Genomic DNA, 24,489 nt, shown 5'->3' with positions numbered 1-24,489 from the left:
TCAGCGCGCGGCCAGGCTCTCCCCCAGCAGGTCGTTCGCCTCTGCAAGGAAACGGCGGGTCACGTCGGCGGCATGGGGGTTCATGGTCTGGATCGCAAAGAACAGCTCCTTGCTGTCGTCGCCGATCAGTCCGCACAGCTCCAGCAGATGCTGATAGCTGTTGGTCTTCAACGCCTCGTCTGGAATCCGGATATTGACCAGCGCCCGGCCGATCAGATGGGTCAGCGCCTGGACATAGGCCATCTCCCGGTCATGCTCCTCGGCCGTGGTGATCGTGACCTTGAGGCCCAGCCGGCGTCCGAACGCCGCGACCCGATGATGCGCGTCGCCGCGGACGGGGCAGAGGACGAGCGGCTGTCCGGCCAGGCCGTTGCGGGCGCTTTGCGGACCGAACAGGGGATGGGTGGCGACGATATCGACGCTTTGCGGCAACGCATCGGCCAGCCATTTCGCGGGCAGCATCTTGACCGACGCGACATCCAGGACCAGCGCGCCGGGACGGATCATCGGCGCGATCAGCGCGATCGTCTCCGCCATCGCCTGTACCGGGACGGCGAGCATCACCGTGTCGCACGACGCGACATCGGCCAGCGTTCCCGCGCGCACCCCGATCCCTTCGGCGGCGGCGGCGATGTCGCTCTGGTCATGGACCACGACATCGAAATGGTCGCACAGATGTTGGGCTGCCAGCTGCCCGAACCGGCCGAACCCGACGATCCCGAACCGCTTCATCGCGCCTGCGCGACCAGCCGCTGCAAGATATCGACGACGGCGCGCGTCTCCGCCTCGCTGCCGATGGTGATGCGCAGGCCATGGGGCAGGCCCTGGCCCGGCAGCCAGCGGACGATATAGCCCGCGTCCATCAGCCCGTGATACGCCGCCTCGCCGGTCAGCCTGCCCTCGAACAGCACCAGCACGAAATTCGCCTGGCTGGGTACGGCACGCAGGCCCGCATTGCCGAGCTTTGCGATCTCGTCCGTGAACCAGCGCCGCCATTTGGCGTTTTCCGCCCGGCAATGGGCCACGAACGCCTCGTCCTTCAGCGCGGCGAGCGCGGCGGCGGTGCCGGCGATGGTGATCGAAAAGGGCAGGCGGATGCGGTGCATCGCCTCGATGATCGCCGCCGACGCATAGCCCCAGCCGATCCGTTCGGCGGCAAGCCCGTACATCTTCGAAAAGGTGCGCGTGACGAGCACATTGGGCGCCGATTTCGCCAGCTCCATGCCGCCGTCATCGACGTCGCCCTCGATATATTCGGCATAGGCGTGGTCGAGCACAAGCAGGATGTCGTCGCGCAATCCGGCATGCAACCGCGCGATCTCCGCGCGGCTGGCATGCGTTCCGGTCGGATTGTTGGGATTGGCGACGAACACGATCCGCGTCCGATCGGTGACGCTGGCCAGGATCGCATCGACATCGGTCGCATAATCCCGGTCCGGCGCGACCACCGGCGTCGCGCCCACACGCTTGGTCGCGATCGGATAGACGGTAAATCCGTAATTGACGTAGATGACCTCGTCCCCCGGACCGGCGAACGCCCCGGCGGCAAGGTGCAGCACCTCGTCCGATCCGTTGCCATAGATGATCCGCGCGGGGTCCAGCCCGTGCCTTGCCGCCAGCGCCTCGCGCAATTCGGTGCCGCTGGCGTCCGGATAGCGCTCCAGACACGCCGCCGCGCCGGCAAAGGCGGCGCGCGCCGCCGGCGAGGTGCCGAGCGGGTTTTCGTTGGACGACAGCTTGATCGCCTTGCGGCCATCGTCGGTCTTCGACTTGCCCGGCACATAGGGGGCGATGTCCATGATCCATGGCTTGGGGGAGGGTCCGGTCATGGCGCCCCCCTTCGCCGAACGGTTACCCAATAGCAAGGTCATGGCCCTAAAGCGGCAGGCGAAGGGATGGATGGCGAGAGCATGCGAGGCGGTGATTTCCTGTGGCGGGCGCTTGAGGCGGCGCGGCGACGCAACCTTGCCGAATCGGGCGAGGCGCAGCCGCATGCGGCGAGCCCGGTCGCGACCCGTCGCGCGCTGCTGCGCGGCTTTGCCGCAACCGGCGTCGCCGTCACCATGCCCGCAGCCGCGCCGGCCCGGCCCCCGGCCGGTCCCGTGGCGATCATCGGCGGCGGCATCGCCGGGCTGACGGCGCTTCACTATCTGCGAGAGGCTGGCGTCGATGCCCGGCTCTACGAGGGGCAGCGGCGCCTCGGCGGACGAATCCATACCGTGCGCGCATCCGATGGCACGATGTTCGAAATGGGTGCGCAGCTGGTCAATACCGACCATGACGACATGCACGCCCTCACCCGCGCGCTCGGCGTCGCGCTGGTTGATCGCAAGCGGGATGCACACCGCACGCTCGTCCTGGCCGACGGGCGGGTGATCGCCGACCGCGAACTGGCCGACGCGTTGCGCCCGATCGCGGCACAGATCGGCGCCGATGCCGACCGGATCGATCGCGACCGCGCGGCGCTGATCGAACTCGATTCGATCTCGATCGCGCAATATCTCGACCGGCACGCCGCCCTGCTGCCGGCGCCGTGGGTGCGCCGCCTGATGGAGACGACCGGGCGCACCGAATATGGCGCGGAGCCGGACGCCACCTCTGCGCTGTCGCTCGTCTTCAACCTGCCGACCGTCGATGGCGCGCGCGCCGACATTCTGGGCGGATCGGACGAACGCTATCTGATCGAAGGCGGCAGCGGCGCGCTGATCGCGGCCATGGTCGCGCGCCATGCCGGGGCGATCCATCGCGGGCGGCAGCTACGCCGCGTCGAGCGTGCGCCCGGCGGCGTGCGCCTGGGCTTTACCGATGGCGGTGTCGTCGGCGCGGCGACGGTGATCGTCGCGGTGCCGGCGCCGGTCACCCGCCGGATCGATTTCGCGACCCCGCTGCCGCCGGCATGGCGCGGCTTCATCGCGGCCATGGACCTTGGCCGGAACGAAAAGGTGCTGGCCGCCGCTGCCCAGCCGCGCTGGCGCGAGCGGATCGGCGCGGGGGGCGAGATCTGGCAGACCGGCGGCAGCTGCGCGAGCGGCTGGGACGGCAGCGTCGCGGGTGCGGCGGGCGATCCGGTCTGGACCTGGTATCTGGGCGGCGACGAGGTCGATGATCCCGCATCGCCCGGCGAACTCGCGCGGCGTTATTCCGACGAGACCGATGGCGCGCTTGGCGACATGGCGAGCGCCTGGGACGGACGTGGCGTCCGCCGGACCCGGTGGCACCGCGATCCGTTCATCCAGGGTGCCTATGGCAGCTATCCACCCGGTCATCTGACCCGGTTCGGCCGGCTGCTGTGGATCGAGGGTGCGGACGGCGCCGCTACCCAGTCCGCGCCGGCACTTGGCCGTGTGATCTTTGCCGGCGAACACCTCTCCGACGCCTTTCCCGGCTATATGAACGGGGGCGCGCAGACCGGCCGGCTGGCCGCGCAGGCGATTTTGGGACGGACGATCCCGCTGCAATCCGCTTGAACGCATCGGTCCGCGCGCATACGCACGCGGCCATGTCGGAGGATCCGCGCCTTGGCCTAGGCCGCCGCGTCACCTTGCCGGGGCCGTTGCGCCTCGACGGCGGCGCGCTGCTGTCCCCGGTTGAGATCGCGTATGAAACCTATGGCACGCTCGCGCACGACGCGGGCAATGCGATCCTGATCTGTCACGCGCTGACCGGCGACCAGCATGTCGCGTCGGCGCATCCCATTACCGGCAAGCCGGGCTGGTGGACGCGGATGGTGGGTCCCGGCCGGCCGATCGACCCCGATCGCCACTTCATCATCTGCGCGAACGTGCTCGGCAGCTGCATGGGCAGTTCCGGCCCGGCCACGGTCAATCCCGCCACCGGCACGCCATGGGGCATGGCGTTTCCGGTCATCACCATTCGCGACATGGTCCGCGCCCAGGCGATGCTGCTCGACCATCTGGGCGTCGCACGGCTCAAGGCGGTGGTCGGCGGATCGATGGGCGGCATGCAGGCGCTGAGCTGGCCCGCCACCTTTCCCGATCGGGTCGAGGCGGCGGTGGTCATCGCCTCGACCGCGCGGCATTCGGCACAGAATATCGCCTTTCACGAGGTCGGGCGACAGGCGGTGATGGCCGATCCGCGGTGGAACGGCGGCGCCTATTATGACGGCGATCCGCCGGCTGCGGGACTGGCGGTCGCGCGCATGGCGGCGCACATCACCTATCTGTCCGAGGCGGGGCTGACCGAGAAGTTCGGCCGGCGATTGCAGGCGCGCGACGCAAAGAGCTTTGGCTTCGACGCCGATTTCCAGGTCGAATCCTATCTGCGGCATCAGGGATTGAGCTTCGTCGATCGGTTCGACGCCAACGCCTATCTCTACATCACCCGCGCGATGGACTATTTCGATCTGGCCGAGGAACATGACGGCACGCTCGCCGCGGCATTTCGCGGGACGGCGACACGCTTCTGCCTTGTCAGCTTCGACACCGACTGGCTGTACCCCACCCGCGAATCGCGCGCGATCGTCCATGCGCTCAACGCGGCGGGCGCGGCGGTCAGCTTCGTCGAGCTGTCCTCGCCGTTCGGGCATGACGCGTTCCTGCTCGACGCGCCCGAACTCAATCGCGTGGTCGATGGATTTCTGCGCGCGGGAGACTCGCGATGAGATGTTCGTTCGACGCGCAGGAGCTGGATCTCGATCTGATCCATGCCTTTCTCTCCGGCGCCTACTGGTCCGTCGGCATTCCGCGCGACACGGTCGAGCGGGCGATCCGCGGGTCGCTGTGCGTCGGCGCCTATGCGCCGGATGAGCGCGGCGCCGACGAACAGATCGGGTTCGCGCGCGTCGTCACCGATCGCGCGACCTTTGCCTATCTTGCGGACGTGTTCGTGCTCCCCGCGCATCGCGGCCGGGGTGTCGCCCGCGCGATGCTGACCGCGCTGCACGCACATCCCGACCTTCAGGGCCTGCGCCGCTGGGCGCTGTTCACCCGCGACATGCAGCCCGTCTATGCCAGCCTGGGCTGGAAACCCTATCCTCACCCCGATCGGCTGATGGTCCGTGAGGATCCGGGCGTGTATTCGCGATGAGCCTGCGCCCCGATCTCGCGATCATCGCCGCCAATGTCGCACCGGGCAGCCGGGTGCTGGACGTCGGTTGCGGCGACGGCGCGCTGATGGCCGTGCTGCGTGACACCGGCCGATGCGATGCGCGCGGGCTGGAAATCGACCCGGCCAATGTCGCCACCGCCGTTTCGCGCGGCCTTTCGGTGATCCAGGGGGACGCGGACACCGATCTGCGCGATTATCCGGACGCGAGCTTCGACTATGCGATCCTCAGCCAGACGTTGCAGACGACGATGTACCCGCACCTCGTCCTCGACCAGCTGTTGCGGATCGGTGAGCGCGCGTTCGTCTCCTTCCCCAATTTCGCACACTGGCGGGTGCGGCTGTCGCTGCTGTGGGGCGGGCGGATGCCGGTGACGCGGCTGCTGCCGGTGGCATGGTATGAGACCCCCAATATCCACCACGTCACGATCGACGATTTTCGTGCCTATGTCGCGGCGCGGGGCATCACCGTCGAGTCGGCGTGGTTCCTCTCGGGCGATCAGCGCACCAGCGCGGCGGCGGCTAATTTCCGCGCCGAACATGCGGTATTCCTGCTTCGCCGCTGATGACGGGGCCGGTTTCGGTCGTTACCACTCGTCGCAGAACAGAGTTGCAGGGAGCCTCTTCGCATGAAGCATTCGGTCGCCGGCGTCCTCGCCGCGCTTTTCGTTCTGGGCCAGGCGCAGGCACAGCAGCAAAATCCGCCGCCTGTCGCGCAGACGCAGGCACCCGAGGATCAGGCGACCGACGCCAGGCCGGCCTCCCCGCCGATTGCCCAGCCCTCCGCCACCGCGCAGCCGGCAGCCCCGTCGCCAGCGCCCGCTCCGGCCAAATGGGACGTCAACGCGCCCGCCGGCGCGACGCTGAAACAGGCGCGGATCGACACCGACGAAGGCACATGGATGGACGTCGATGTCAGCCCGGACGGGCGGACGATCGCCTTTTCGCTGCTGGGTGACATCTACACCATGCCGATCGCCGGCGGCACCCCGACGCGCATCGCCGAGGGGCTGGCCTGGGAGGTGCAGCCGCGCTTTTCCCCCGACGGCCGGCGCATCGCCTTCACCTCCGATCGCGGCGGCGGCGACAATATCTGGATCATGAATGCCGATGGCAGCGACAAGCGTCAGCTGACCAAGGAGGACTTCCGGCTGATGAACCAGCCAAGCTGGTCGACCGACGGCCAGTATATCGTCGCCAAGAAGCATTTCACCACCGGTCGGTCGCTGGGGACCGGGGAGGTTTGGCTCTATCACATCTCGGGCGGTGCGGGGGTGCAGCTGGTCAAGCGGGTCAGCGAACGCCACCAGAAGGAGCTGGGCGAGCCGATCTACGCGGCGGACGGCAAATCGGTGTTCTTTACCCGCAACATCACCCCGGGGCCGATTTTCGAATATGCCCAGGATTCCAATACCAACCTGTTCAACATCGAACGCTACGACCTCGAAACCGGCGAGACCGAGACGGCGGTGGCGGGGCTTGGCGGCTCGGTGCGTCCGACCCCGTCGCCGGACGGCAGGAAGATCGCGTTCGTCCGGCGCGAGGCGGCACGGTCGAAACTCTATGTGAAGGACCTGGTCTCGGGCGAGGAGCGCAAGATTTACGACGCGCTCGATCAGGACGTGCAGGAAACCTGGGCGGTGACCGGCGTCTATCCCAATATGGACTGGACGCCCGACAGCAAGTCGGTGGTGTTCTGGGCCGGCGGCAAGATCCGCCGCGTCGATGCCGACGGGGCGAATGCGACGGTGATCCCGTTCCGCGTGGCCGATACACGCGCGGTCGCGATGGCGCCTCACCCGCAGATCGCGGTCGCGCCGGCCAGCTTTTCGACGAAGATGCCGCGCTTTGCCGCAGTCTCGCCCGATGGCGGACGCGTCGTGTTCGAAAGCCTGGGCAAATTGTGGGTCAAGCCGACCGCCGGCGGCGCGGCACGCCGCCTGACCAGCCTGGCGGAGAGCGAGGGCCTCGAACTCTTCCCCGCCTGGTCGCGCGACGGCCGCACCATCGCCTATGTGCAGTGGAGCGACCGCGGGCTGGGCAAGCTGCGCACCGTGTCCGCCACGGGCGGGGCGGGCCGCGACGTGACCAGCCAGCCGGGCCATTATGCGCGCCCGCAATTTTCCCCCGACGGGCGCACCATCGTGTTCGAAAAGGGCGATGGCGGCGGCCTGACCAATCCGGGCTGGTCGGAAAATCCCGGCGTCTATCGCGTCGCGGCGACGGGCGGCGCGCCGGTGCTGGTCGCGCGCGATCTGGCGCGGCCACAGTTCGGGGCGTCGAACGACCGCATCTTCATGATCGATGGCGGCGACAAGCTCCAGCTGGTCAGTACCGACCTCAACGGTGCCGAGCGGCGGGTCCATGCGACCGGCGATCTCGCCAGTGAATTCATCGTTTCACCCGACGGCAAGAGCGTCGCGTTCCGCCAGAATTACCAGGTCTTTGCCATGCCGTTGATGCCCGGCGGGCAACAGGTGAGCGTCGGGCCGCGCGCGGATGCGCTGCCGGTGGTCAAGGTCAGCACCGATGGCGGAGACTATATCAACTGGTCGGGCGATGGATCGCGGTTGCACTGGAGCCTTGGCCCGACGCTGCTGACGGCGGATCGCAGCGCCTTTTTCGCGACCGCCCCCGGCGGGGCGAAGTCGGCGATCGCGCCGCGCACCACGTCGATGGCGATGGAGGTGAAGGCGGCGAAGGCGACCGGCCGGGTCGCGCTGACCGGCGCGCGCGTCGTGACCATGGCGTCGGGCGATGGCGGCATCATCGACAACGCGACGATCCTGATCGAAGGCGACCGGATCGTCCAGGTCGCGCCGACCGCCGCGATCCAGTTGCCGGCCGGCACGAAGACGATCGACGTGACCGGAAAGACGATCATTCCCGGCCTGGTCGATGCGCATGCGCACGGCCCCTACGGCACCGACGAACTCGTCCCGCAGCAAAATTGGTCGCTGGTCCAGAACCTCGCGCTTGGCACCACCACGCTGCACGATCCGTCCAGCCAGGCGGCGCATGTCTTCGTCGCGTCCGAGATGCAGCAGGCGGGCAAGATCCTCGCCCCGCGCATCTTTTCGACCGGAGAGGTCATCTATGGGGCGAAGGCGGCCGACGTCTATGCACAGATCGACAGTTATGACGATGCCCTCGCGCATGTCCGCCGCCTGAAGGCGCAGGGCGCGCATTCGGTGAAGAACTACAACCAGCCGCGTCGCGAACAACGGCAAATGGTGGTCGCCGCCGCGCGCGCGGAGGGGATGGAGGTCGTGGCCGAGGGCGGGTCGCTGTTCGGGATGGACATGAACATCATCGCCGACGGCAACTCGACGCTCGAACACAATATCCCGGTCGATATCTTCTACAAGGATGTCGTGGAGATGTTCGGCCAGTCGGATACCAACTACACCCCGACGCTGGTCGTCAGCTATGGCGGGCTGGCCGGTGACCCCTATTGGCGCCAGGCGACCGATGTGTGGAAGAATCCGCTGCTGGTCCATACCCCGCCCGCCCGGCTGCGCGCGGCAACGATGCGGATCACCCGCGCGCCGGAGGACCAGTTCGTCGATGACGACAATGCGCGCGAGGCGATCAAGATCGCAAAGGCTGGGCGGCATGTGTCGATCGGCGCCCATGGGCAGCAGGCCGGGATCGGCCCGCACTGGGAATTGTGGTCCTTCGTTCGCGGGGGGATGACCCCGATCCAGGCGCTTGCCGCCGGCACGATCGAATCCGCGCGCTCGCTGGGCTATGCGAAGGACGTCGGCAGCCTGGAGGCCGGCAAGCTGGCCGATCTCGTCATCCTCGACGCCGATCCGACCGCCGACATCCGCAACAGCGACAAGATTTCGCGCGTGATGCTGGGCGGACATCTCTATGATTCGAAGACGATGAACGAGGTGGAAACCGGTACGGCAACGCGCCTGCCCTGGTGGTGGGAATAGGCGCGCCCGCGTATTGCGCACCCGCTTCGCCGCGATCAGTCGGCGAAGACGGGCGCGCGCTTCTGCATGTTGGCCATCACCGCCTCGACCTGATTGGGTGACCGCATGAGGCGCGCCTGCTCGTCGCTTTCGGCGCGCAGGATCGTCGCGCCATCGGCGTCGGCGGCCAGATTGGCGAGCCGCTTGGCGGCGCGGATCGCATCGGGGTTGCGGCCCGCGATCGACCGCGCGAGCGCCATCGCGTCGGCCTCCGGATCCTCGGCAATGCGCGTGACGAAGCCCAGCGCGGCTGCCTCCGCCGCGTCGAATTCGCGGGCGGTGTAGGTGAGTTCGCGCAACACGTCGTCCCGCACGGTGGTGCGCCACAGCGCGAACCCGGCCATGTCGGGAACGATCCCCCACTTCATCTCCATGATCGAAAAGCGGGTTCCCGGCGCGGCGATGCGGATGTCCGCGCCGGACAGGATCTGGAACCCGCCGCCAAATGCCAGGCCATGGACGGCGGCGATTACCGGCACCGGCAGCGTGCGCCAGCCCCATGCGACCTGCTGAAAGATGTTGGCGTCGCCATGGCTGCGCGCGCCAAGGTCGAGACCGCTTCCGCCGCCTGCCATGCTCGCCATGTCGAGGCCGGCGCAGAAGGCACGGCCCGCGCCCGTGAGCACCACCGCGCGCAGCCCCGGCATCGCCGCCAGCTGCTCGATCGCGTCGGCAATGCCGCTGAACATCGCCGGATCGAGCGCATTCAGCTTGTCGGCGCGATCGAGTCGTACGCGGGCGACCCCCTCCGCCACCTCAATGGTCACGCGCTGTGCGGTCATCGTCATCCTCTCGCTCGTTCGGTGCGACAGGCTAGACCGCATTGAGCCGGTAGCCGAGTCCCTTCGCACCCTCGATCATCGAATAGGCGAACGGCCGGTCCAGCTTGGCCCGCAGATTGGAGATGTGGACCGCCACCACATTGGTGCCGGGATCGAAGGCCAGCCCCCAGATATCGGCGAGCAGCCGGGATCGGCTGACGAAGCGGCCCGGGTGCGCGGCAAGATGGCTGAGCAGTTCGAACTCGCGGTTGCGCAGGGGAATCGCGCCAACGCGCCGATTGCGAAGCGCGGCGCCGCCCGCTACCGCCTCCCGCGATGGTCGCCACGCCCCTGTCCTTTGACCCCCAACGCTTTTTCACGCACGCCACGGGCGGGCATGCCGGTCTGCTGAACATCGGCTATGTCGCCCACGGGCCTGACTGGTGCGAATTGCGGCTTCCCTTTCGGTCGGACCTGATCGGCGATCCCGCGCGCGGCGTCCTGGCGTCGGGGCCGATCGTCGCGTTGCTCGACATGGCGACCAGTGTGTCGGTGTGGCTGAAACGGGGCAGCTTCCTGCCGCATGCGACGCTCGATCTGCGGGTCGATTATCTTCGCCCGGCACGGGCGGGATGCGACGTGTTCGGGCGCGGTGAATGCTATCGCGTCACCCGATCGATCGGGTTCGTGCGCGGCATCGCCCATGATGGCGATGCGCAGGACCCGATCGCCAACGTTGCCGGCACCTTCATGTACACCGGGGCGCCGGCATGATCCTGCCGCCCTATGCGCAGATTCTGGGGATCGAGCTGGAGGCCGGCCCGGGCGCGCCGGTGCTGGCGATGCCGTTCGGCCCGCGGGTGCTGGGCCGGCCCGGGTTCGTGCATGGCGGGGCGCTGGCCGGATTGCTGGAGATCGCGGCGATCAGCGCGCTGCGCCACGCGCTGGCGGGAGAGGCGCGGGACGAGGCGGTGGTCAAGCCGGTCAACGTCACCGTCGATTTCATGCGCGGCGGCCGGGAAAAGGTGACGCGCGCGCAGGGCCACGTCACCCGGCTGGGAACGCGCATCGCCAATGTGGAGGCGGTGGCATGGCAGGACGATCGCGATCGTCCGGTCGCGGCGGCGCGGATGCACTTCCTGCTCGCCTGAACGTCAGGGCGGGGTCAGCTTCAGCAGGCGCCCCTGCGACCCGCGCCCGCCATCCTCCAGCAGCCACAGCGCGCCGTCCGGCCCCTGTTCGACCTCGCGGATTCGCGCGCCCATCGGCCATTGGTCCCCCTTCCTCGCGGTGGTGCCGTCGAGATCGACGCGGACCAGCGACTGGCTGGAAAGCCCGCCGATGAACAGGTCGCCCTTCCATTGCGGAAACATGTCGCCCGAATAGACGATCAGCCCGCCGGGCGAGATCACCGGGTTCCAGGATAGTTTCGGCGCCTCCAGATCGGGGCGGGTGCTGTGCCGCGGGATCGGGCGGCCGTCATAATGGTCGCCGTCCGACACCAGCGGATAGCCGTAATTGCGCCCCGGCAGGATGAGGTTCACCTCGTCGCCGCCCTTCGGCCCCATCTCCTGCTCCCACAGATTGCCGGCACGGTCGAACGCGATGCCGAGCAGGTTGCGATGGCCATAGGACCAGATGGCCGGGTGAAAGCCCCTGGCGGTCAGGCCGGGATCGCCCGCCGGCTTTCCGTCGGGGGTCAGCCGCAGCACCTTGCCCAGCGTCGCCTTCGGGTCCTGCGCCGGATCGAATTTCTGCCGCTCGCCATTGGTGAAGAACAGATATCGGCCGTCCGGCGAAAAGGCGATCCGGCCGGAAAAATGGCCGTTCCCCTCGACAAAGGGATCGGCGCGGAACACTTGCTTGATGGCACCGAGTTTCGGCCGGGGACCGTCCTCGAATGTCCCGCGCGCCAGCACCACGCCCTTCCGCCCGTCGCTATCGGTCGCGGAATAGCTGAAATAGACCAGGTGATTCGTCGCGAAACCGGGATGGAGAACGACGTCCATCAGCCCGCCCTGTCCGTCCGCCATGACGTCCACCGTCGCCAGGACGTGGCGGGTCTTTCCATCGGCGCCCAGCAGCAACAGCCGCCCGTCCTTTTCGGTCACCAGCATCCGCCGGTCGGGCAGGAAGGTCATCGCCCAGGGCGAATCGAAATCCGCGACCGGGGTCACCCTGAACGGCGCCCCCTCGCGCGTCTCGCCCCGGGGCGGGGTGCCGGGCGCGGCGCCGGTGCAGGCGATCAGGGTGGCGCAGGCGAGGGCGGCGGGGAACAGTCGCATGAGGGTCTCCGTGAACATGGCGGGGCAACGCGCCGGCATGCGGGATGTTGCACGCCGATGCACAACGGGCAAAGCCCGCCGCTTAACGGCTTGCCGTGACGTTGCGGAGCGCCTATAGGAACATTGTTCTCGACATTGGAAACCTTGCCGAGGCCGGCCCCCAGGGGTTCGGCGGCGATGAGGCGTATCCGGTGTCCTTGTGGAGTTTTGCCGTTGGCCGACATGGCTGCCCTTACCCATATCGTCGAGCCGGAGGCGCGCGCGCTCGGCTTCGATCTGGTGCGGGTGAAGATGTTCGGCGGTGCCAGCGATCGGACACTACAGGTGATGGCGGAGCGCCCGGACACGCGTCAGCTGACGATCGACGATTGCGCCGATCTCTCGCGCCGCATCTCGGACCGGATGGACGAGCTGGAGGCGGCGGGCAAGGACCCGATCGACCATGCCTATCGGCTGGAGGTCAGCTCGCCCGGGATCGACCGGCCGCTGACCCGTCTTCAGGATTTCGAGGACTGGAAGGGGCATGAGGCCCGCATCACGCTGGTCGAGAAGATCGACGGGCGCAAACAGTTCAAGGGCGATCTGGCCGGCATTGAACCCAAGGGCAATTTGGTCTCGATCACCGACGCGCAGGGCGTCACCCATTTTGTGCCGTTCGACAGGATCGAGGATGCCAAGCTCGTGATTACCGATCGGCTGATCGCCGCAACCAAGCCCCTCTCTACCGAGGGCGCAGACGAATTCGAAGCAGAGGAACAGGACTGATGGCCACCGCCATTTCCGCCAACAAGGCCGAGCTGATCGCCATCGCCAATTCGGTGGCATCTGAGAAGATGATCGACAAGGCGATCGTGATCGAGGCGATGGAGGACGCGATCGAGCGTGCCGCCAAGAACCGCTATGGTGTCGAGAACGATATCCGCGCGAAGCTCGATCCCAATACCGGCGACCTGCGCCTGTGGCGCGTCGTCGAGGTGGTCGAGGCGGTCGATGATTATTTCAAGCAGGTGAGCGTCAAGGACGCCCAGAAGCTCCAGGCGGGCGCCGGCGTCGGCGACTTCATCGTCGATCCGCTGCCGCCGATCGAATTCGGCCGTATCCAGGCGCAGGCCAGCAAGCAGATCATCTTCCAGAAGGTCCGCGATGCCGAGCGCGAGCGGCAATATGAAGAGTTCAAGGATCGCCAGGGCGAGATCATCACCGGCGTCGTCAAGCGGGTCGAGTTCGGCCATGTCGTCGTCGATCTGGGCCGTGCCGAAGGCGTCATCCGCCGCGACGCGCAGATCCCGCGCGAAGTGGTGCGCGTCGGCGACCGCATCCGCAGCCTGATCCTGAAGGTGGTGCGCGAAACGCGCGGCCCGCAGATATTCCTGAGCCGCGCGCATCCCGATTTCATGAAGAAGCTGTTCGCGCAGGAAGTCCCCGAAATCTACGACGGCATCATCGAGATCAAGGCCGCCGCCCGCGATCCGGGCAGCCGTGCGAAGATCGGCGTCATCAGCCATGACGGATCGATCGATCCGGTCGGCGCGTGCGTCGGCATGAAGGGCAGCCGCGTCCAGGCGGTCGTGCAGGAGATGCAGGGCGAAAAGATCGACATCATCCCCTGGTCGCCGGACACCGCGACCTTCGTCGTCAACGCGTTGCAGCCGGCCAATGTCGCGCGCGTGGTGATCGACGAGGAGGACGATCGCATCGAGGTGGTGGTCCCCGACGACCAGTTGAGCCTGGCCATCGGTCGTCGCGGCCAGAATGTCCGCCTAGCCAGCCAGCTGACCGGCAAGGCGATCGATATCCTGACCGAAACCGATTCGAGCGAGAAGCGTCAGGCGGAATTCGTCGCCAACAGCGAGATGTTCCAGAACGAGCTGGACGTGGACGAGACGCTGGCGCAGCTGCTGGTCGCCGAAGGCTTCAGCACGCTTGAGGAAGTGGCCTATGTCGAGCTCGACGAGATCGCCTCGATCGAGGGGTTCGACGAGGATCTGGGTCAGGAGCTTCAGAATCGCGCCGCCGAAGCGCTGGAACGTCGCGAGGAGGCCAATCGCGAACTGCGTCGCTCGCTCGGCGTCGAGGACGATCTGGCGACCATGCCGTACATGACCGAAGCGATGCTGGTCACGCTGGGCAAGGCGGGGATCCGCACGCTCGACGATCTCGCCGATCTGGCGACCGACGAGCTGATCGCCAAGAAGCGTCCCGAGCCGCGCCGCCGTGGCGACGGCCCCGCCGCGCCGGTGCGCGAGGCGGACAAGGGCGGCGTTCTGGGCGAATATGGCCTGAGCGAGGAGCAGGGCAACGAGATCATCATGGCCGCCCGCGCCCACTGGTTCGACGACGAGCCGGCCGCGGACGCAGAAGCCGGTTCGGCCGGTGGGGAGGACGCTGTTGCGGACTCCGAACAATGAACCGCGCCGACTGAAGCTCATCGGCCGTCACCCCGGACGTGCTCCGGGGGGCGCCCCGCCGCGTCGCATCGACGGAGCGATTGCGTGGACCCGTTCCGCGCGGTCGCGTCCGTCGCCGCGCGCCGCGCTGCGGGCGCCCGAATATCTCCGGCATGACGGAACCGGGCGGGAGGCGCGCAGATGAGCGACGCGATCCGCACCTGTATCCTTTCGCGTGAGGAGGCCCCGCGCGAGGGGCTGATCCGCCTGGCCCTGTCCCCCGACGGCGAGGTGCTGCCCGATGTCCGTGCCAAGGCGCCGGGCCGTGGCGCGTGGATCGGTGTCGATCGCGCCGAGCTCGACGCCAGCGCCAAAAAGCTGCGCGGCGCGCTGGCGCGGGCGTTCAAAACGCAGGACCTGCGCATTCCCGACGATCTGGGCGACCGGATCGCGGAACATCTGCGGCGCGCGGCGCTCGACCGGCTGGGGCTGGAGGCAAAGGCGGGGCATCTGATCGTCGGGGGCGAACGGATCGAAACCGCCGCGCGCGCGGGCAAGCTCCATCTGCTTCTCCACGCCGCCGATGCGGGCGCGGACGGCAGCCGCAAGCTCGCCCAGGCGATGCGGGTCGGCGCCGACCGCGAGGGAAGCGGGGAGACGGGCTTCACATTGCCGGTCGATCGCACCATATTGTCCTTGGCCCTTGGCCGCGAAAATGTGGTACATGTTGGCCTGACCGACGCCAGAGCAGCTGCCCGGGTGCGCGATGCGCTCGACCGTTGGCTGCGATTTATCGGACCCGATTCGCCCTCCAAGCCTTGCGCAACAGGCTCGCAAGGCGCATCGGGCGCTTCCGGCGGCACGCGACACGAAAACGACGAACGAACGGGATAGAGACTTGAGCGATACCGAAAACGAAAAGCCGAAACTCGGGATGCGCCAGCCGCTGGGGCTGAAGCGCACGGTCGAGACCGGCAAGGTGAAGCAGAGCTTCAGCCACGGGCGCTCGAACACCGTCGTGGTCGAGGTGAAGCGCCGCCGCGTACTGGGTCCGCAGACCGCAGCACCGCAGGAAGAGGCCGCGCCGCCGCCTCCCCCGCCGCCGCCGCCCGCTCCGGCCGCCAAGCCGCGTCCGGCCGCGCCCGCCGGTGAAACCGCGCAGGAGCGCCAGGCACGCCTGCTGCGCGAGGCCGAGGAGCAGCGCCTCCAGCTCGCCGAGGAAGCGCGCCGCCGCGAGGAACGCGAGCGCGCCGAGGCCGCCGAGGAAGAGAAGCGCCGCGCCGAGGAGCGCGCGAAGGCCGAGGCGGAAGCCGCCAAGGCGCCCAAGGAAAGCGCGAAGAAGGCGCCCGAGCCGGAACCGGCGCCCGCGCCCGCCGCGCCGGCGCCGTCCGCACCCGAACCGGTCGGTCTTCAGCTCGATCCGGGTCGGCCGGCGCCGCGCCAGTTCACGCCGGTGCAGCGCCCCGAAATTCCGCGCCCGGCCGCGCCGCGCCCCGAACCCAATCTGGCCGCGCCCAAGACCGGCGGCGGCGGTGGAGCCGGCGGCGCCGGTGCGCCCAAGCGGGCCGAACCGTCCAAGCCGCAGCAGCGCGACCGGAAGGGCGACGAACGCCGTGGCGGCAAGCTGACCGTCAACCGCGCGCTGGGCGGCGACGAAGGTGCGCGCGCGCGCAGCCTCGCCGCGCTGAAGCGCGCACGTGAAAAGGAGCAGCGTCGCCATTCCGGCCCGCGCGAGCCGCAGGCCAAGCAGGTCCGCGACGTCAAGGTTCCCGAGACGATCACCGTGCAGGAACTTGCCAACCGCATGGCCGAAAAGGGCGCGGATCTGGTGAAGGCGCTGTTCAAGATGGGCATGCCGGTCACCCTGACCCAGTCGATCGACCAGGATACGGCCGAGCTGCTGGTGACCGAATTCGGCCATAACATCGTGCGCGTCAGCGACAGCGACATCGACCTGACGCTCGACACCGAAACCGATGCCGAGGACTCGCTCAAGCCGCGTCCGCCCGTCGTCACGATCATGGGCCATGTCGATCACGGCAAGACCAGCCTGCTTGACGCGCTGCGCGGCACCGATGTGGTGCGCGGCGAGGCCGGCGGCATCACCCAGCATATCGGCGCCTATCAGGTCGCGCAGAAGGACAAGTCGAAGATCACCTTCCTCGACACGCCGGGCCACGAGGCGTTTACGGAGATGCGCGCGCGCGGCGCGAACGTCACCGATATCGTCGTGCTGGTGGTCGCCGCCGACGACGGGCTGATGCCCCAGACGATCGAGGCGATCAATCATACCAAGGCGGCCGGCGTGCCGATGATCGTCGCGATCAACAAGATCGACAAGCCAGAGGCGAATCCGAAGCGGGTGCGCGAGCGCCTGCTGGAGCATGAGGTGATCGTCGAGGACATGGGCGGCGAGACGCAGGATGTCGAAGTGTCCGCGCTCAAGAAGACCGGCCTGGACGACCTGATCGAGAAGATCCAGCTTCAGGCCGAACTGCTCGAACTTACCGCCAATCCGGATCGCGCCGCCGAAGGCCATGTGGTCGAGGCGAAGCTGGACAAGGGCCGTGGCCCGGTGGCGACGATCCTCGTCAGCCGCGGCACGCTGCGTGTCGGCGACAGTTTCGTCGTCGGGGCGGAGAGCGGCAAGGTCCGCGCGCTGGTCGATGACAAGGGGCGCCAGGTAAAGGAAGCCGGCCCCTCGGTCCCGGTCGAGGTGCTGGGCCTGTCGGGCGTGCCGATGGCGGGCGACCTGCTCCAGGTGGTCGAGAACGAGACGCGCGCGCGCGAAGTCGCCGAATATCGTCAGGGCGTGCTGCTCGAAAAGCGCACGACCCAGGCGCCGGCCAGCCTCGAGAGCATGTTCTCGGCGCTACAGGCCAAGCAGGCGATCGAATACCCGCTGGTGGTCAAGGCCGATACGCAAGGATCGGTCGAGGCGATCGTGGGATCGCTCAACAAGATCTCGACCGACGAGATCAAGGTGCGCATCCTGCATTCGGGCGTCGGCGGCATCACCGAAAGCGACGTGACGCTGGCGGCGGCATCGGGCGCGCCGATCATCGGCTTTAACGTCCGCCCCAACGCCAAGGCGCGCGAAATCGCCGAGCGGCAGAAGGTCGCGCTCAAATATTATGACGTGATCTACGATCTGACCGACGAAATCCGCGCCGGCATGGCGGGCGAACTGGGTCCCGAAGCGTTCGAGACGGTCGTCGGCCGTGCCGAAATCCGCGAGGTCTTCTCGGCCGGCAAGCACGGCAAGGCGGCGGGTCTGCTGGTGGTCGAAGGCTTTATCCGCAAGGCGCTCAAGGCGCGCATCACGCGGGACGACGTCATCATCTACCAGGGTGAAATCGCTTCGCTGCGCCGGTTCAAGGACGACGTCGCCGAAGTGCGCGCGGGCCTGGAATGCGGCGTGACGTTCAGCCAGAACTTCACCGACATCAAGCCGGGCGACTATCTCGAAACCTTCGAGGTCGAGATGCGCGAGCGGACGTTGTAAGGCATATGGTTTGCCATCCTTGCCATGGCTAAACTTTTGGCTTAGTTTTGGCTGTGGATATTCGATTGTCCAAAACTGCGGCGAGAACGCTGGCAAAGAGTGACAAGCGAGATTTGATTAGAGACAAGCTGCGGCAGCTGGCGGCGGAGCCGCTGGCGCTCAGCGCCAACGTGAAAAAGTTGCAAGACCGTTCGGATTATCGGTTGCGCGTGCAGAATTGGCGCGTGATCTTTCGCCTGGAGGGTGATGTTCTTTGGGTTGACGAGATCATGCCTCGAGGATCGGGATATGAATGACGCTGTCAGAGCTCAGATCATCGAAGTGAGCGGACACCGAATGGCGGTCTTGCCGGAAGCTGATTATCGCCAGCTTCTGGACATGCTCGAAGATCGCGAGGATGTGCTTGCAGCCGAACGTGCCGAGCAGCGGAGGCTGGCGGGGGAAGAATATATTCCGCTCGAAATCGTCGATCGCCTTATCGATGGCGAAAACCCAGTTCGGGTCTGGCGTCAATATCGCGGTCTGACGCAAGCGGAATTGGCTTCCCGTATTGGCGTGTCCAACATGGCGATTTCGGGGCTGGAAAGGGGGCGGAGTGGTAGCCTCAAGCTATTCCGTTCGATCGCCAACGAACTTCGCGTGTCGTTGGAAGATTTGTTGCCGGACGAATAGGCTTGAATCGACCCAACGACACCCCCGAAACCCGCTCCGTCCGCCTGCTACGGGTGGGGGAGCAGGTGCGGCACATCCTGTCGGATATCCTTGCGCGCGGCGAGGTGCATGACGAGGTGCTGGCCAGCCACATGGTCAGCGTCACCGAAGTGCGCATGTCGCCCGACCTGCGCCACGCGACGGTGTTCGTGAAGCCGTTGCTGGGCAAGGACGAGGAGGCGGTGCTGAAGGCGCTGCGCACCAACACCGCCTATCTCCAGCGCGAGGTCGCGCACCGGGTGAAGATGAAATATGCGGCGCGGCTCAAATTCCTGGCGGACGAGAGCTTTGACGAGGGCAGCCATATCGACGCGCTGCTCCGCGATCCCAAGGTCGCGCGCGATCTGGGCGAGGATGCCGGTGGCGACGCCGAAAGCTGATCGCATTTCCCGCGCTCCGCGCTAGGAAGCGGCAATGGCCAAGCTCTATTTCTACTATGCCAGCATGAACGCCGGCAAATCGACCACGTTGTTGCAGGCCGATTTCAACTATCGCGAGCGCGGCATGCGCACATTGCTGTTCACCGCGGCGATCGACGATCGCGCCGGGGCGGGCAGGATCGCGTCGCGCATCGGTCTGGCGGCGGAGGCGATCGCGTTCGAGCGGAGCTGCGACCTGCGCCTGCATGTCGAGCGCGCGGCCGATGACGGACCAGTGCATTGCGTGCTCGTGGACGAGGCGCAGTTCCTGACCGCGACACAGGTCGATCAGCTGGCGGTGGTCGCCGACGTGTTGGGTATTCCGGTCCTCGCTTATGGGTTGCGCACCGATTTTCGTGGCGCGCTGTTCGAGGGATCGGCGCGCCTGCTCGCGCTCGCCGACGCGCTTGTCGAGATCAAGTCGGTATGCCGGTGCGGCCGGAAGGCGACGATGAACCTGCGCGTCGATGCCGAGGGGCGCGCGGTGGCCGAGGGCGCGCAGACCGAGATCGGCGGGAACGATCGCTATGTCGCGCTGTGCCGCCGCCATTTCACCGAAGCGATCGGCGCGGTGGGGTGAGCTGGCTGGCGGATCGTGCGCGGCGACCCTAGATCGCATCCATGAACCCCGATTCGATCGTCTACCGCGCCGCCATCTGGATCATCCCGCTGGTGATCGCGATCGTCTTTCACGAGGTCGCGCACGGACTGGCCGCCCGCGCGCTGGGCGACCCGACGGCGGCGGAGCGCAGGCGCCTGTCGTTCAATCCATTGCGCCATGTCGATCCGGTCGGCACGGTCGTTCTGCCACTGATCCTCGCGCTGGCGAAGATGCCGGTGTTCGGCTGGGCAAAGCCGGTGCCGGTCGATTATCGCCGCCTGCGCAATCCGCGACGCGACATGATGTGGGTGGCGCTGGCGGGGCCGGGCATGAACCTTGTCCTCGCGCTGGTGGGGGCGGTGCTGCTGGGCCTGTTGCTCGCGATGGTCGGGGAGGGGGATCTTTCCGGGCCGAGCGCGTTCGTGGCGGCCAATCTGTTCAACTTCGTCGCGGTGAACATCTTTCTCGCGCTGTTCAACCTGTTGCCGGTGCCGCCGTTCGACGGCGGGCATGTGGTGCAGGGGCTGTTGCCGCCGCCGCTCGCCGAGCGCTGGGCCGCGCTCGCCCGGTTCGGATTTCCGCTGCTGTTCATCCTGCTGCTCGTCGTTCCGGCGATCTGGCCCGATGCGGACATCGTCGAGCGGGTGGTGTTGCCCCCGGTCGCGGCGGTGACCGACTGGTATCTCTCGATCGCGGCGATGATCGCCGGCTGATGCACGGCTGGATCATTCTCGACAAGCCGCTGGGCCTCGGATCGACCCAGGGGGTGAGCGCGGTCAAGCGGGCGCTGCGCGACGCCGGATACGGGCCGAAGCTGCGCGACCTGCCCAAGGTCGGCCATGGCGGTACGCTCGATCCGCTGGCGACCGGCGTGCTGCCGATCGCGGTGGGTGAGGCGACGAAGCTGGCCGGCCGGATGCTCGACAGCGACAAGACCTATCGCTTCACGATCGCGTTCGGCACCCAGACCGACACGCTCGACGCGGAGGGGCGCGTGATCGCGACCAGTCCCAACCGTCCGACGGGGGACGGGGTGTCGCACGTTCTTTCGCGCTTCACCGGGCCGATCGATCAGGTGCCGCCTGCGTTCAGCGCTTTGAAAGTGGACGGGGAGCGCGCCTATGATCTGGCGCGGGCGGGCGCCGAAGTCTCGCTGGCGAGCCGTTCGGTGACGATTCACTCGATCTCGGTGGACGCCATGCCGCACGAGGGGCCGATCGACGCGCTGGACTGTGTGGCGACCGTGTCGAAGGGGACCTATATCCGCAGCCTCGCGCGCGACATCGCGCTGGCGCTCGGCACCGTTGGCCATGTCACCGCGCTGCGCCGTACCAGGGCCGGTCTCTTCACGCTCGACTCCGCGATTTCACTGGACAAACTGGCTGAGGCCGCTAAGGGGCGCAACCTTGAACACTGCCTCCTGCCGTTGAGGGCGGGGCTGGACGACATCCCGGCTCTACCCCTCTCCCCCGGTCAGGCAGGGGCGCTCCGCATGGGGCAGACATTGACCGGGATCGCTGCGAGCGACGGCCAACACTTTGCGATCGCGGGCGACACGCCCGTCGCGCTGGTCGAGGTTTCGGACGGGATCGTCCGGGTCGTGCGCGGCTTCAACCTGTAAGTCACGATGTCGAAGGAAATCATATGTCGATCACCGTCGAGCGCAAGGAAGCGCTGATCAAGGAACATGCCCGCGTCGAAGGCGACACCGGCAGCCCCGAGGTCCAGGTCGCGATCCTGACCGAGCGCATCCAGAACCTGACCCAGCATTTCAAGGGCCATGCGAAGGACAATCATTCGCGCCGCGGCCTGCTGATGCTGGTCAACAAGCGTCGCAGCCTGCTGGATTACCTTCGCAAGAAGGACGGCGATCGCTACACCGCACTCATCGCGAAGCTCGGCCTTCGCAAGTGACGCAATCGTTACGGCCCGCCTCGGCGGGCCGTTTACGTATTGCGTCATCCCGGACTTGATCCGGGATCCAGGGAAACAGGCGGTTCGCACGTGACCCTGGGCTCCTGCCTTCGCAGGAGCGCACATGGAGGCCGCAATCCGGCAGCCTCTTTGAGCCGACACTGGCTCACTCAAAGGCCCCCGTCGCACTGGGCGACGGGCGTAAAGGAAATCAAATGTTCGACAAGAAAACCGTATCGATCGAGTGGGGCGGACAAACCCTGACACTCGAAACGGGCAAGGTTGCCCGCCAGGCCGATGGCGCCATCATGGCGAGCCTGGGCGAAACCGTCGTGCTCTGCGCCGTCACGGCCGCAAAGAGCGTGAAGGACGGGCAGGACTTCTTCCCGCTCACCGTCCATTACCAGGAAAAATATTCGGCCGCCGGGCGCATCCCGGGCGGCTTCTTCAAGCGTGAGCGCGGCGCGACGGAAAAGGAAACGCTGGTTTCCCGCCTGATCGACCGTCCGATCCGCCCGCTGTTCCCGGAAGGGTTCTACAACGAGATCAACGCGATCGCCCAGGTCCTGTCCTATGATGGCGAGAATGAGCCGGACGTGCTGGCGATGGTCGCCGCGTCGGCTGCGCTCACCATTTCGGGCGTGCCGTTCATGGGCCCGATCGGCGCCGCGCGCGTCGGTTACGTCGATGGCGAATATATCCTGAATCCGACCGACGAACAGGTGGCCGAGGGCGACCTGGATCTGGTCGTCGCCGCGACCTATGACGCGGTGATGATGGTCGAATCCGAAGCCAATGAGCTGTCGGAAGAGGTCATGCTGGGCGCGGTCCTGTTCGCGCACGACGCCTGCCGCGAGGTGATCAAGGCGATCATCAAGCTTGCCGAGCAGGCCGCCAAGGAACCCTGGGAAATGGCGTCGTCGGACGACAATGCCGCGCTCAAGGACAAGCTGAAGAAGCTGATCGGCAAGGACATCGCCGCCGCCTACAAGCTGACCGACAAGTCGGCCCGTTCGAACGCGCTCAACGAAGCGCGCGCGAAGGCGAAGGAGAGCTTCGCCGCCGACGGCCTCAGCCCGCAGGACGTCATGGCCGGCATCAAGCTGACCAAGAAGCTGGAAGCGGAAATCGTCCGTGGCGCGATCCTGAAGGACGGCAAGCGCATCGACGGCCGGACCACCACCCAGATCCGTCCGATCGTGGCGGAAACCCACTTCCTGCCGCGCGCGCACGGTTCGGCGCTGTTCACCCGCGGCGAAACCCAGACGATCGCGACCTGCACGCTCGGCACCAAGGACAGCGAGCAGATGATCGATGGCCTGAACGGCCTGCGCTACGAGCATTTCATGCTGCACTATAACTTCCCGCCCTATTCGGTCGGTGAAGTCGGCCGCTTCGGCGCGCCGGGCCGTCGCGAAGTCGGTCATGGCAAGCTGGCGTGGCGCGCGCTGCACCCGGTGCTGCCGACCAAGGACGAGTTCCCGTACACGATCCGCCTGACCAGCGACATCACCGAGTCGAACGGCTCGTCGTCGATGGCGTCGGTCTGCGGCGGCAGCCTGGCGATGATGGACGCCGGCGTGCCGATCAAGCGGCCGGTTTCGGGCATCGCCATGGGCCTGATCCTTGAAGGCAAGGATTATGCGATCCTGTCCGACATCCTGGGCGACGAGGATCATCTCGGCGACATGGACTTCAAGGTGGCCGGCACGTCCGAAGGCATCACCACGATGCAGATGGACATCAAGATCGCCGGCATCACCAAGGAGATCTTCGAGGCCGCACTGGCGCAGGCCAAGGAAGGCCGCGCGCATATCCTGGGCGAAATGAACAAGGCGCTGGGCGAAACCCGCACCGAATTGTCCGCCCATGCCCCGCGCATCGAGACGATGCAGATCGACAAGTCGAAGATCCGCGACGTCATCGGCACCGGCGGCAAGGTGATCCGCGAGATCGTCGCCACCACCGGCGCCAAGGTCGATATCGACGATGAGGGGGTCATCAAGATCAGCTCGTCCGACACCGCGCAGATCGAAGCGGCGATGAACTGGATCAAGGGCATCGTCGAGGAGCCGGAGGTCGGCAAGATCTACAACGGCAAGGTCGTCAACCTGGTCGATTTCGGCGCGTTCGTGAACTTCATGGGCGGCAAGGACGGCCTCGTCCACGTCTCCGAGATCAAGAATGAGCGCGTCGAGAAGGTCAGCGACGTCCTGAGCGAAGGCCAGGAGGTCAAGGTCAAGGTGCTCGAGATCGACCAGCGCGGCAAGGTCCGCCTGTCGATGCGCGTGGTCGATCAGGAAACCGGCGAAGAGCTGGAGGATACCCGTCCGGCGCGCGAACCGCGCGGCGACCGGGGTGATCGTAACGATCGCGGCCCGCGCCGCGACCGGGGTGATCGGGGCGGCCGTGACGATCGCGGCCCGCGCCGCGAAGGCCGTGGGCCGCGCCGCGAGCGTTCGGAAAGCGGCAAGGACGAAGGGTCCGAGGAATTCTCGCCGCCCGCGTTCCTGACCGGCGACCGCGACTGAGACCGGCGCTCAGGCTGACGAAGAGGGCTCCGGGAGACCGGGGTCCTTTTCGTTTTGAACAGAGGGCCGAAAGTGGGCCGATAGCCGATTGACCGCTCTCAGCCGGCAATTCCGGCCCGCTGCGCGGTGGTGACCCAAGGTTCGACATTGTCTTAAAGCCTCGATTTCGCGCCGGATTGCGGCAGGTCAGTCCGCATCGCTCGGCAGTGGATAGTCGTCGTCGTTGCAGACCTTTCCGGGCTGCAGCGAGAAGTCGAGCGATCGAGACGTTACGCGCGTCGGGAAGCGGCGTCCGCGTTCGATTCGGCCGATCCTGTCAGAATGTGGT

Annotated in this window: 24 protein-coding genes; 19 read left to right on the top strand and 5 right to left on the bottom strand. The window is 67.0% G+C overall.

Annotated features, from left to right (window positions below):
• Together KF783_RS12925 and hisC are read right to left on the bottom strand one after the other, a co-directional pair.
• Window positions 1-732: a prephenate dehydrogenase/arogenate dehydrogenase family protein gene (locus tag KF783_RS12925; RefSeq protein WP_294079959.1), complete on the bottom strand. Its 732-nt coding sequence runs from the start codon at window positions 730-732 to the stop codon at window positions 1-3.
• A complete protein-coding gene (gene hisC / locus KF783_RS12920) occupies window positions 729-1,829 on the bottom strand; it encodes a histidinol-phosphate transaminase (protein ID WP_294079958.1) in 1,101 nt (366 codons plus the stop codon). Before hisC ends, KF783_RS12925 begins: the two co-directional genes overlap by 4 nt.
• A gap of 81 nt (window positions 1,830-1,910) precedes the next feature.
• Between hisC and KF783_RS12915 the strand changes: the two genes are divergently transcribed.
• The 5 genes from KF783_RS12915 to KF783_RS12895 all read left to right on the top strand — a co-directional run bounded on the left by KF783_RS12915 (window position 1,911) and on the right by KF783_RS12895 (window position 9,008).
• Complete coding sequence (locus KF783_RS12915) at window positions 1,911-3,467, top strand: NAD(P)/FAD-dependent oxidoreductase (protein WP_294079957.1); 1,557 nt, start codon at window positions 1,911-1,913, stop codon at window positions 3,465-3,467.
• A gap of 32 nt (window positions 3,468-3,499) precedes the next feature.
• The gene (locus tag KF783_RS12910; RefSeq protein ID WP_294079956.1) at window positions 3,500-4,621 is read left to right on the top strand and encodes a homoserine O-acetyltransferase; all 1,122 of its coding nucleotides are present in this window, start codon (window positions 3,500-3,502) and stop codon (window positions 4,619-4,621) included.
• The gene (locus KF783_RS12905; RefSeq protein ID WP_294079955.1) at window positions 4,618-5,046 is read left to right on the top strand and encodes a GNAT family N-acetyltransferase; all 429 of its coding nucleotides are present in this window, start codon (window positions 4,618-4,620) and stop codon (window positions 5,044-5,046) included. The genes KF783_RS12910 and KF783_RS12905 overlap by 4 nt, the downstream gene beginning before the upstream one ends.
• Entirely contained in the window at window positions 5,043-5,630 is a 588-nt protein-coding gene (metW, locus tag KF783_RS12900; RefSeq protein WP_294079954.1) for a methionine biosynthesis protein MetW, read from the top strand. Before KF783_RS12905 ends, metW begins: the two co-directional genes overlap by 4 nt.
• A gap of 63 nt (window positions 5,631-5,693) precedes the next feature.
• Window positions 5,694-9,008, top strand: a complete 3,315-nt coding sequence (locus tag KF783_RS12895; protein WP_294079953.1) for an amidohydrolase family protein — start codon at window positions 5,694-5,696, stop codon at window positions 9,006-9,008.
• 35 nt (window positions 9,009-9,043) lie between these two features.
• On the opposite strand, the gene KF783_RS12890 is transcribed toward KF783_RS12895, so the two are convergent.
• Entirely contained in the window at window positions 9,044-9,835 is a 792-nt protein-coding gene (locus tag KF783_RS12890) for a crotonase/enoyl-CoA hydratase family protein (protein WP_294079952.1), read from the bottom strand.
• 25 nt (window positions 9,836-9,860) lie between these two features.
• Window positions 9,861-10,085, bottom strand: coding sequence for a winged helix-turn-helix domain-containing protein (locus KF783_RS12885; protein ID WP_294080042.1), 225 nt, complete (start codon window positions 10,083-10,085; stop codon window positions 9,861-9,863).
• A 59-nt stretch (window positions 10,086-10,144) separates the two neighbouring features.
• Between KF783_RS12885 and KF783_RS12880 the strand changes: the two genes are divergently transcribed.
• The gene (locus KF783_RS12880) at window positions 10,145-10,582 is read left to right on the top strand and encodes a PaaI family thioesterase (protein ID WP_294079951.1); all 438 of its coding nucleotides are present in this window, start codon (window positions 10,145-10,147) and stop codon (window positions 10,580-10,582) included.
• Window positions 10,579-10,959, top strand: a complete 381-nt coding sequence (locus KF783_RS12875) for a PaaI family thioesterase (protein WP_294079950.1) — start codon at window positions 10,579-10,581, stop codon at window positions 10,957-10,959. The genes KF783_RS12880 and KF783_RS12875 overlap by 4 nt, the downstream gene beginning before the upstream one ends.
• 3 nt (window positions 10,960-10,962) lie before the next feature.
• Here the strand turns inward: KF783_RS12875 and KF783_RS12870 are convergent, their stop codons facing one another.
• Window positions 10,963-12,093, bottom strand: a complete 1,131-nt coding sequence (locus tag KF783_RS12870; protein WP_294079949.1) for a PQQ-dependent sugar dehydrogenase — start codon at window positions 12,091-12,093, stop codon at window positions 10,963-10,965.
• Between the two features lie 222 nt (window positions 12,094-12,315).
• Here KF783_RS12870 and rimP point away from each other — a divergent pair, with 222 nt between their 5' ends.
• The 12 genes from rimP (at window position 12,316) to pnp (ending at window position 24,161) form a co-directional block, all read left to right on the top strand.
• Window positions 12,316-12,858, top strand: coding sequence for a ribosome maturation protein RimP (rimP, locus tag KF783_RS12865; protein ID WP_294080040.1), 543 nt, complete (start codon window positions 12,316-12,318; stop codon window positions 12,856-12,858).
• On the top strand, window positions 12,858-14,501 hold the full coding sequence (gene nusA / locus KF783_RS12860) for a transcription termination factor NusA (protein ID WP_294079948.1): 1,644 nt from the start codon (window positions 12,858-12,860) through the stop codon (window positions 14,499-14,501). The genes rimP and nusA overlap by 1 nt, the downstream gene beginning before the upstream one ends.
• A 180-nt stretch (window positions 14,502-14,681) precedes the next feature.
• The gene (locus KF783_RS12855; protein WP_294079947.1) at window positions 14,682-15,374 is read left to right on the top strand and encodes a DUF448 domain-containing protein; all 693 of its coding nucleotides are present in this window, start codon (window positions 14,682-14,684) and stop codon (window positions 15,372-15,374) included.
• Window positions 15,375-15,414: 40 nt separating this feature from the next.
• Window positions 15,415-17,985: a translation initiation factor IF-2 gene (infB, locus tag KF783_RS12850; RefSeq protein WP_294080039.1), complete on the top strand. Its 2,571-nt coding sequence runs from the start codon at window positions 15,415-15,417 to the stop codon at window positions 17,983-17,985.
• Between the two features lie 53 nt (window positions 17,986-18,038).
• Complete coding sequence (locus KF783_RS12845) at window positions 18,039-18,281, top strand: type II toxin-antitoxin system RelE/ParE family toxin (RefSeq protein WP_294080037.1); 243 nt, start codon at window positions 18,039-18,041, stop codon at window positions 18,279-18,281.
• Window positions 18,274-18,657 carry a helix-turn-helix domain-containing protein gene (locus tag KF783_RS12840; RefSeq protein WP_294079946.1) on the top strand — a complete coding sequence of 128 codons (384 nt, stop codon included), beginning with the start codon at window positions 18,274-18,276 and terminating at the stop codon, window positions 18,655-18,657. The genes KF783_RS12845 and KF783_RS12840 overlap by 8 nt, the downstream gene beginning before the upstream one ends.
• Window positions 18,658-18,659: 2 nt before the next feature.
• Complete coding sequence (gene rbfA / locus KF783_RS12835) at window positions 18,660-19,076, top strand: 30S ribosome-binding factor RbfA (RefSeq protein ID WP_294079945.1); 417 nt, start codon at window positions 18,660-18,662, stop codon at window positions 19,074-19,076.
• A gap of 34 nt (window positions 19,077-19,110) precedes the next feature.
• Complete coding sequence (locus KF783_RS12830) at window positions 19,111-19,695, top strand: thymidine kinase (RefSeq protein WP_294079944.1); 585 nt, start codon at window positions 19,111-19,113, stop codon at window positions 19,693-19,695.
• A gap of 41 nt (window positions 19,696-19,736) precedes the next feature.
• Complete coding sequence (locus KF783_RS12825; protein ID WP_294079943.1) at window positions 19,737-20,429, top strand: site-2 protease family protein; 693 nt, start codon at window positions 19,737-19,739, stop codon at window positions 20,427-20,429.
• Entirely contained in the window at window positions 20,429-21,337 is a 909-nt protein-coding gene (gene truB / locus KF783_RS12820; RefSeq protein WP_294079941.1) for a tRNA pseudouridine(55) synthase TruB, read from the top strand. The genes KF783_RS12825 and truB overlap by 1 nt, the downstream gene beginning before the upstream one ends.
• Before the next feature lie 23 nt (window positions 21,338-21,360).
• Complete coding sequence (rpsO, locus tag KF783_RS12815) at window positions 21,361-21,630, top strand: 30S ribosomal protein S15 (protein WP_294079939.1); 270 nt, start codon at window positions 21,361-21,363, stop codon at window positions 21,628-21,630.
• A gap of 215 nt (window positions 21,631-21,845) precedes the next feature.
• Window positions 21,846-24,161 carry a polyribonucleotide nucleotidyltransferase gene (gene pnp, locus KF783_RS12810; protein ID WP_294079938.1) on the top strand — a complete coding sequence of 772 codons (2,316 nt, stop codon included), beginning with the start codon at window positions 21,846-21,848 and terminating at the stop codon, window positions 24,159-24,161.
• The last annotated feature ends 328 nt before the right edge of the window (window positions 24,162-24,489 follow it).

Source organism: Sphingomonas sp., from assembly GCF_019635455.1.
In the GTDB taxonomy this organism is placed as follows: domain Bacteria; phylum Pseudomonadota; class Alphaproteobacteria; order Sphingomonadales; family Sphingomonadaceae; genus Sphingomonas.
The sequence above is the reverse complement of the archived record's forward strand: the minus strand, read 5'-3'. Positions and strand labels throughout refer to the sequence as shown.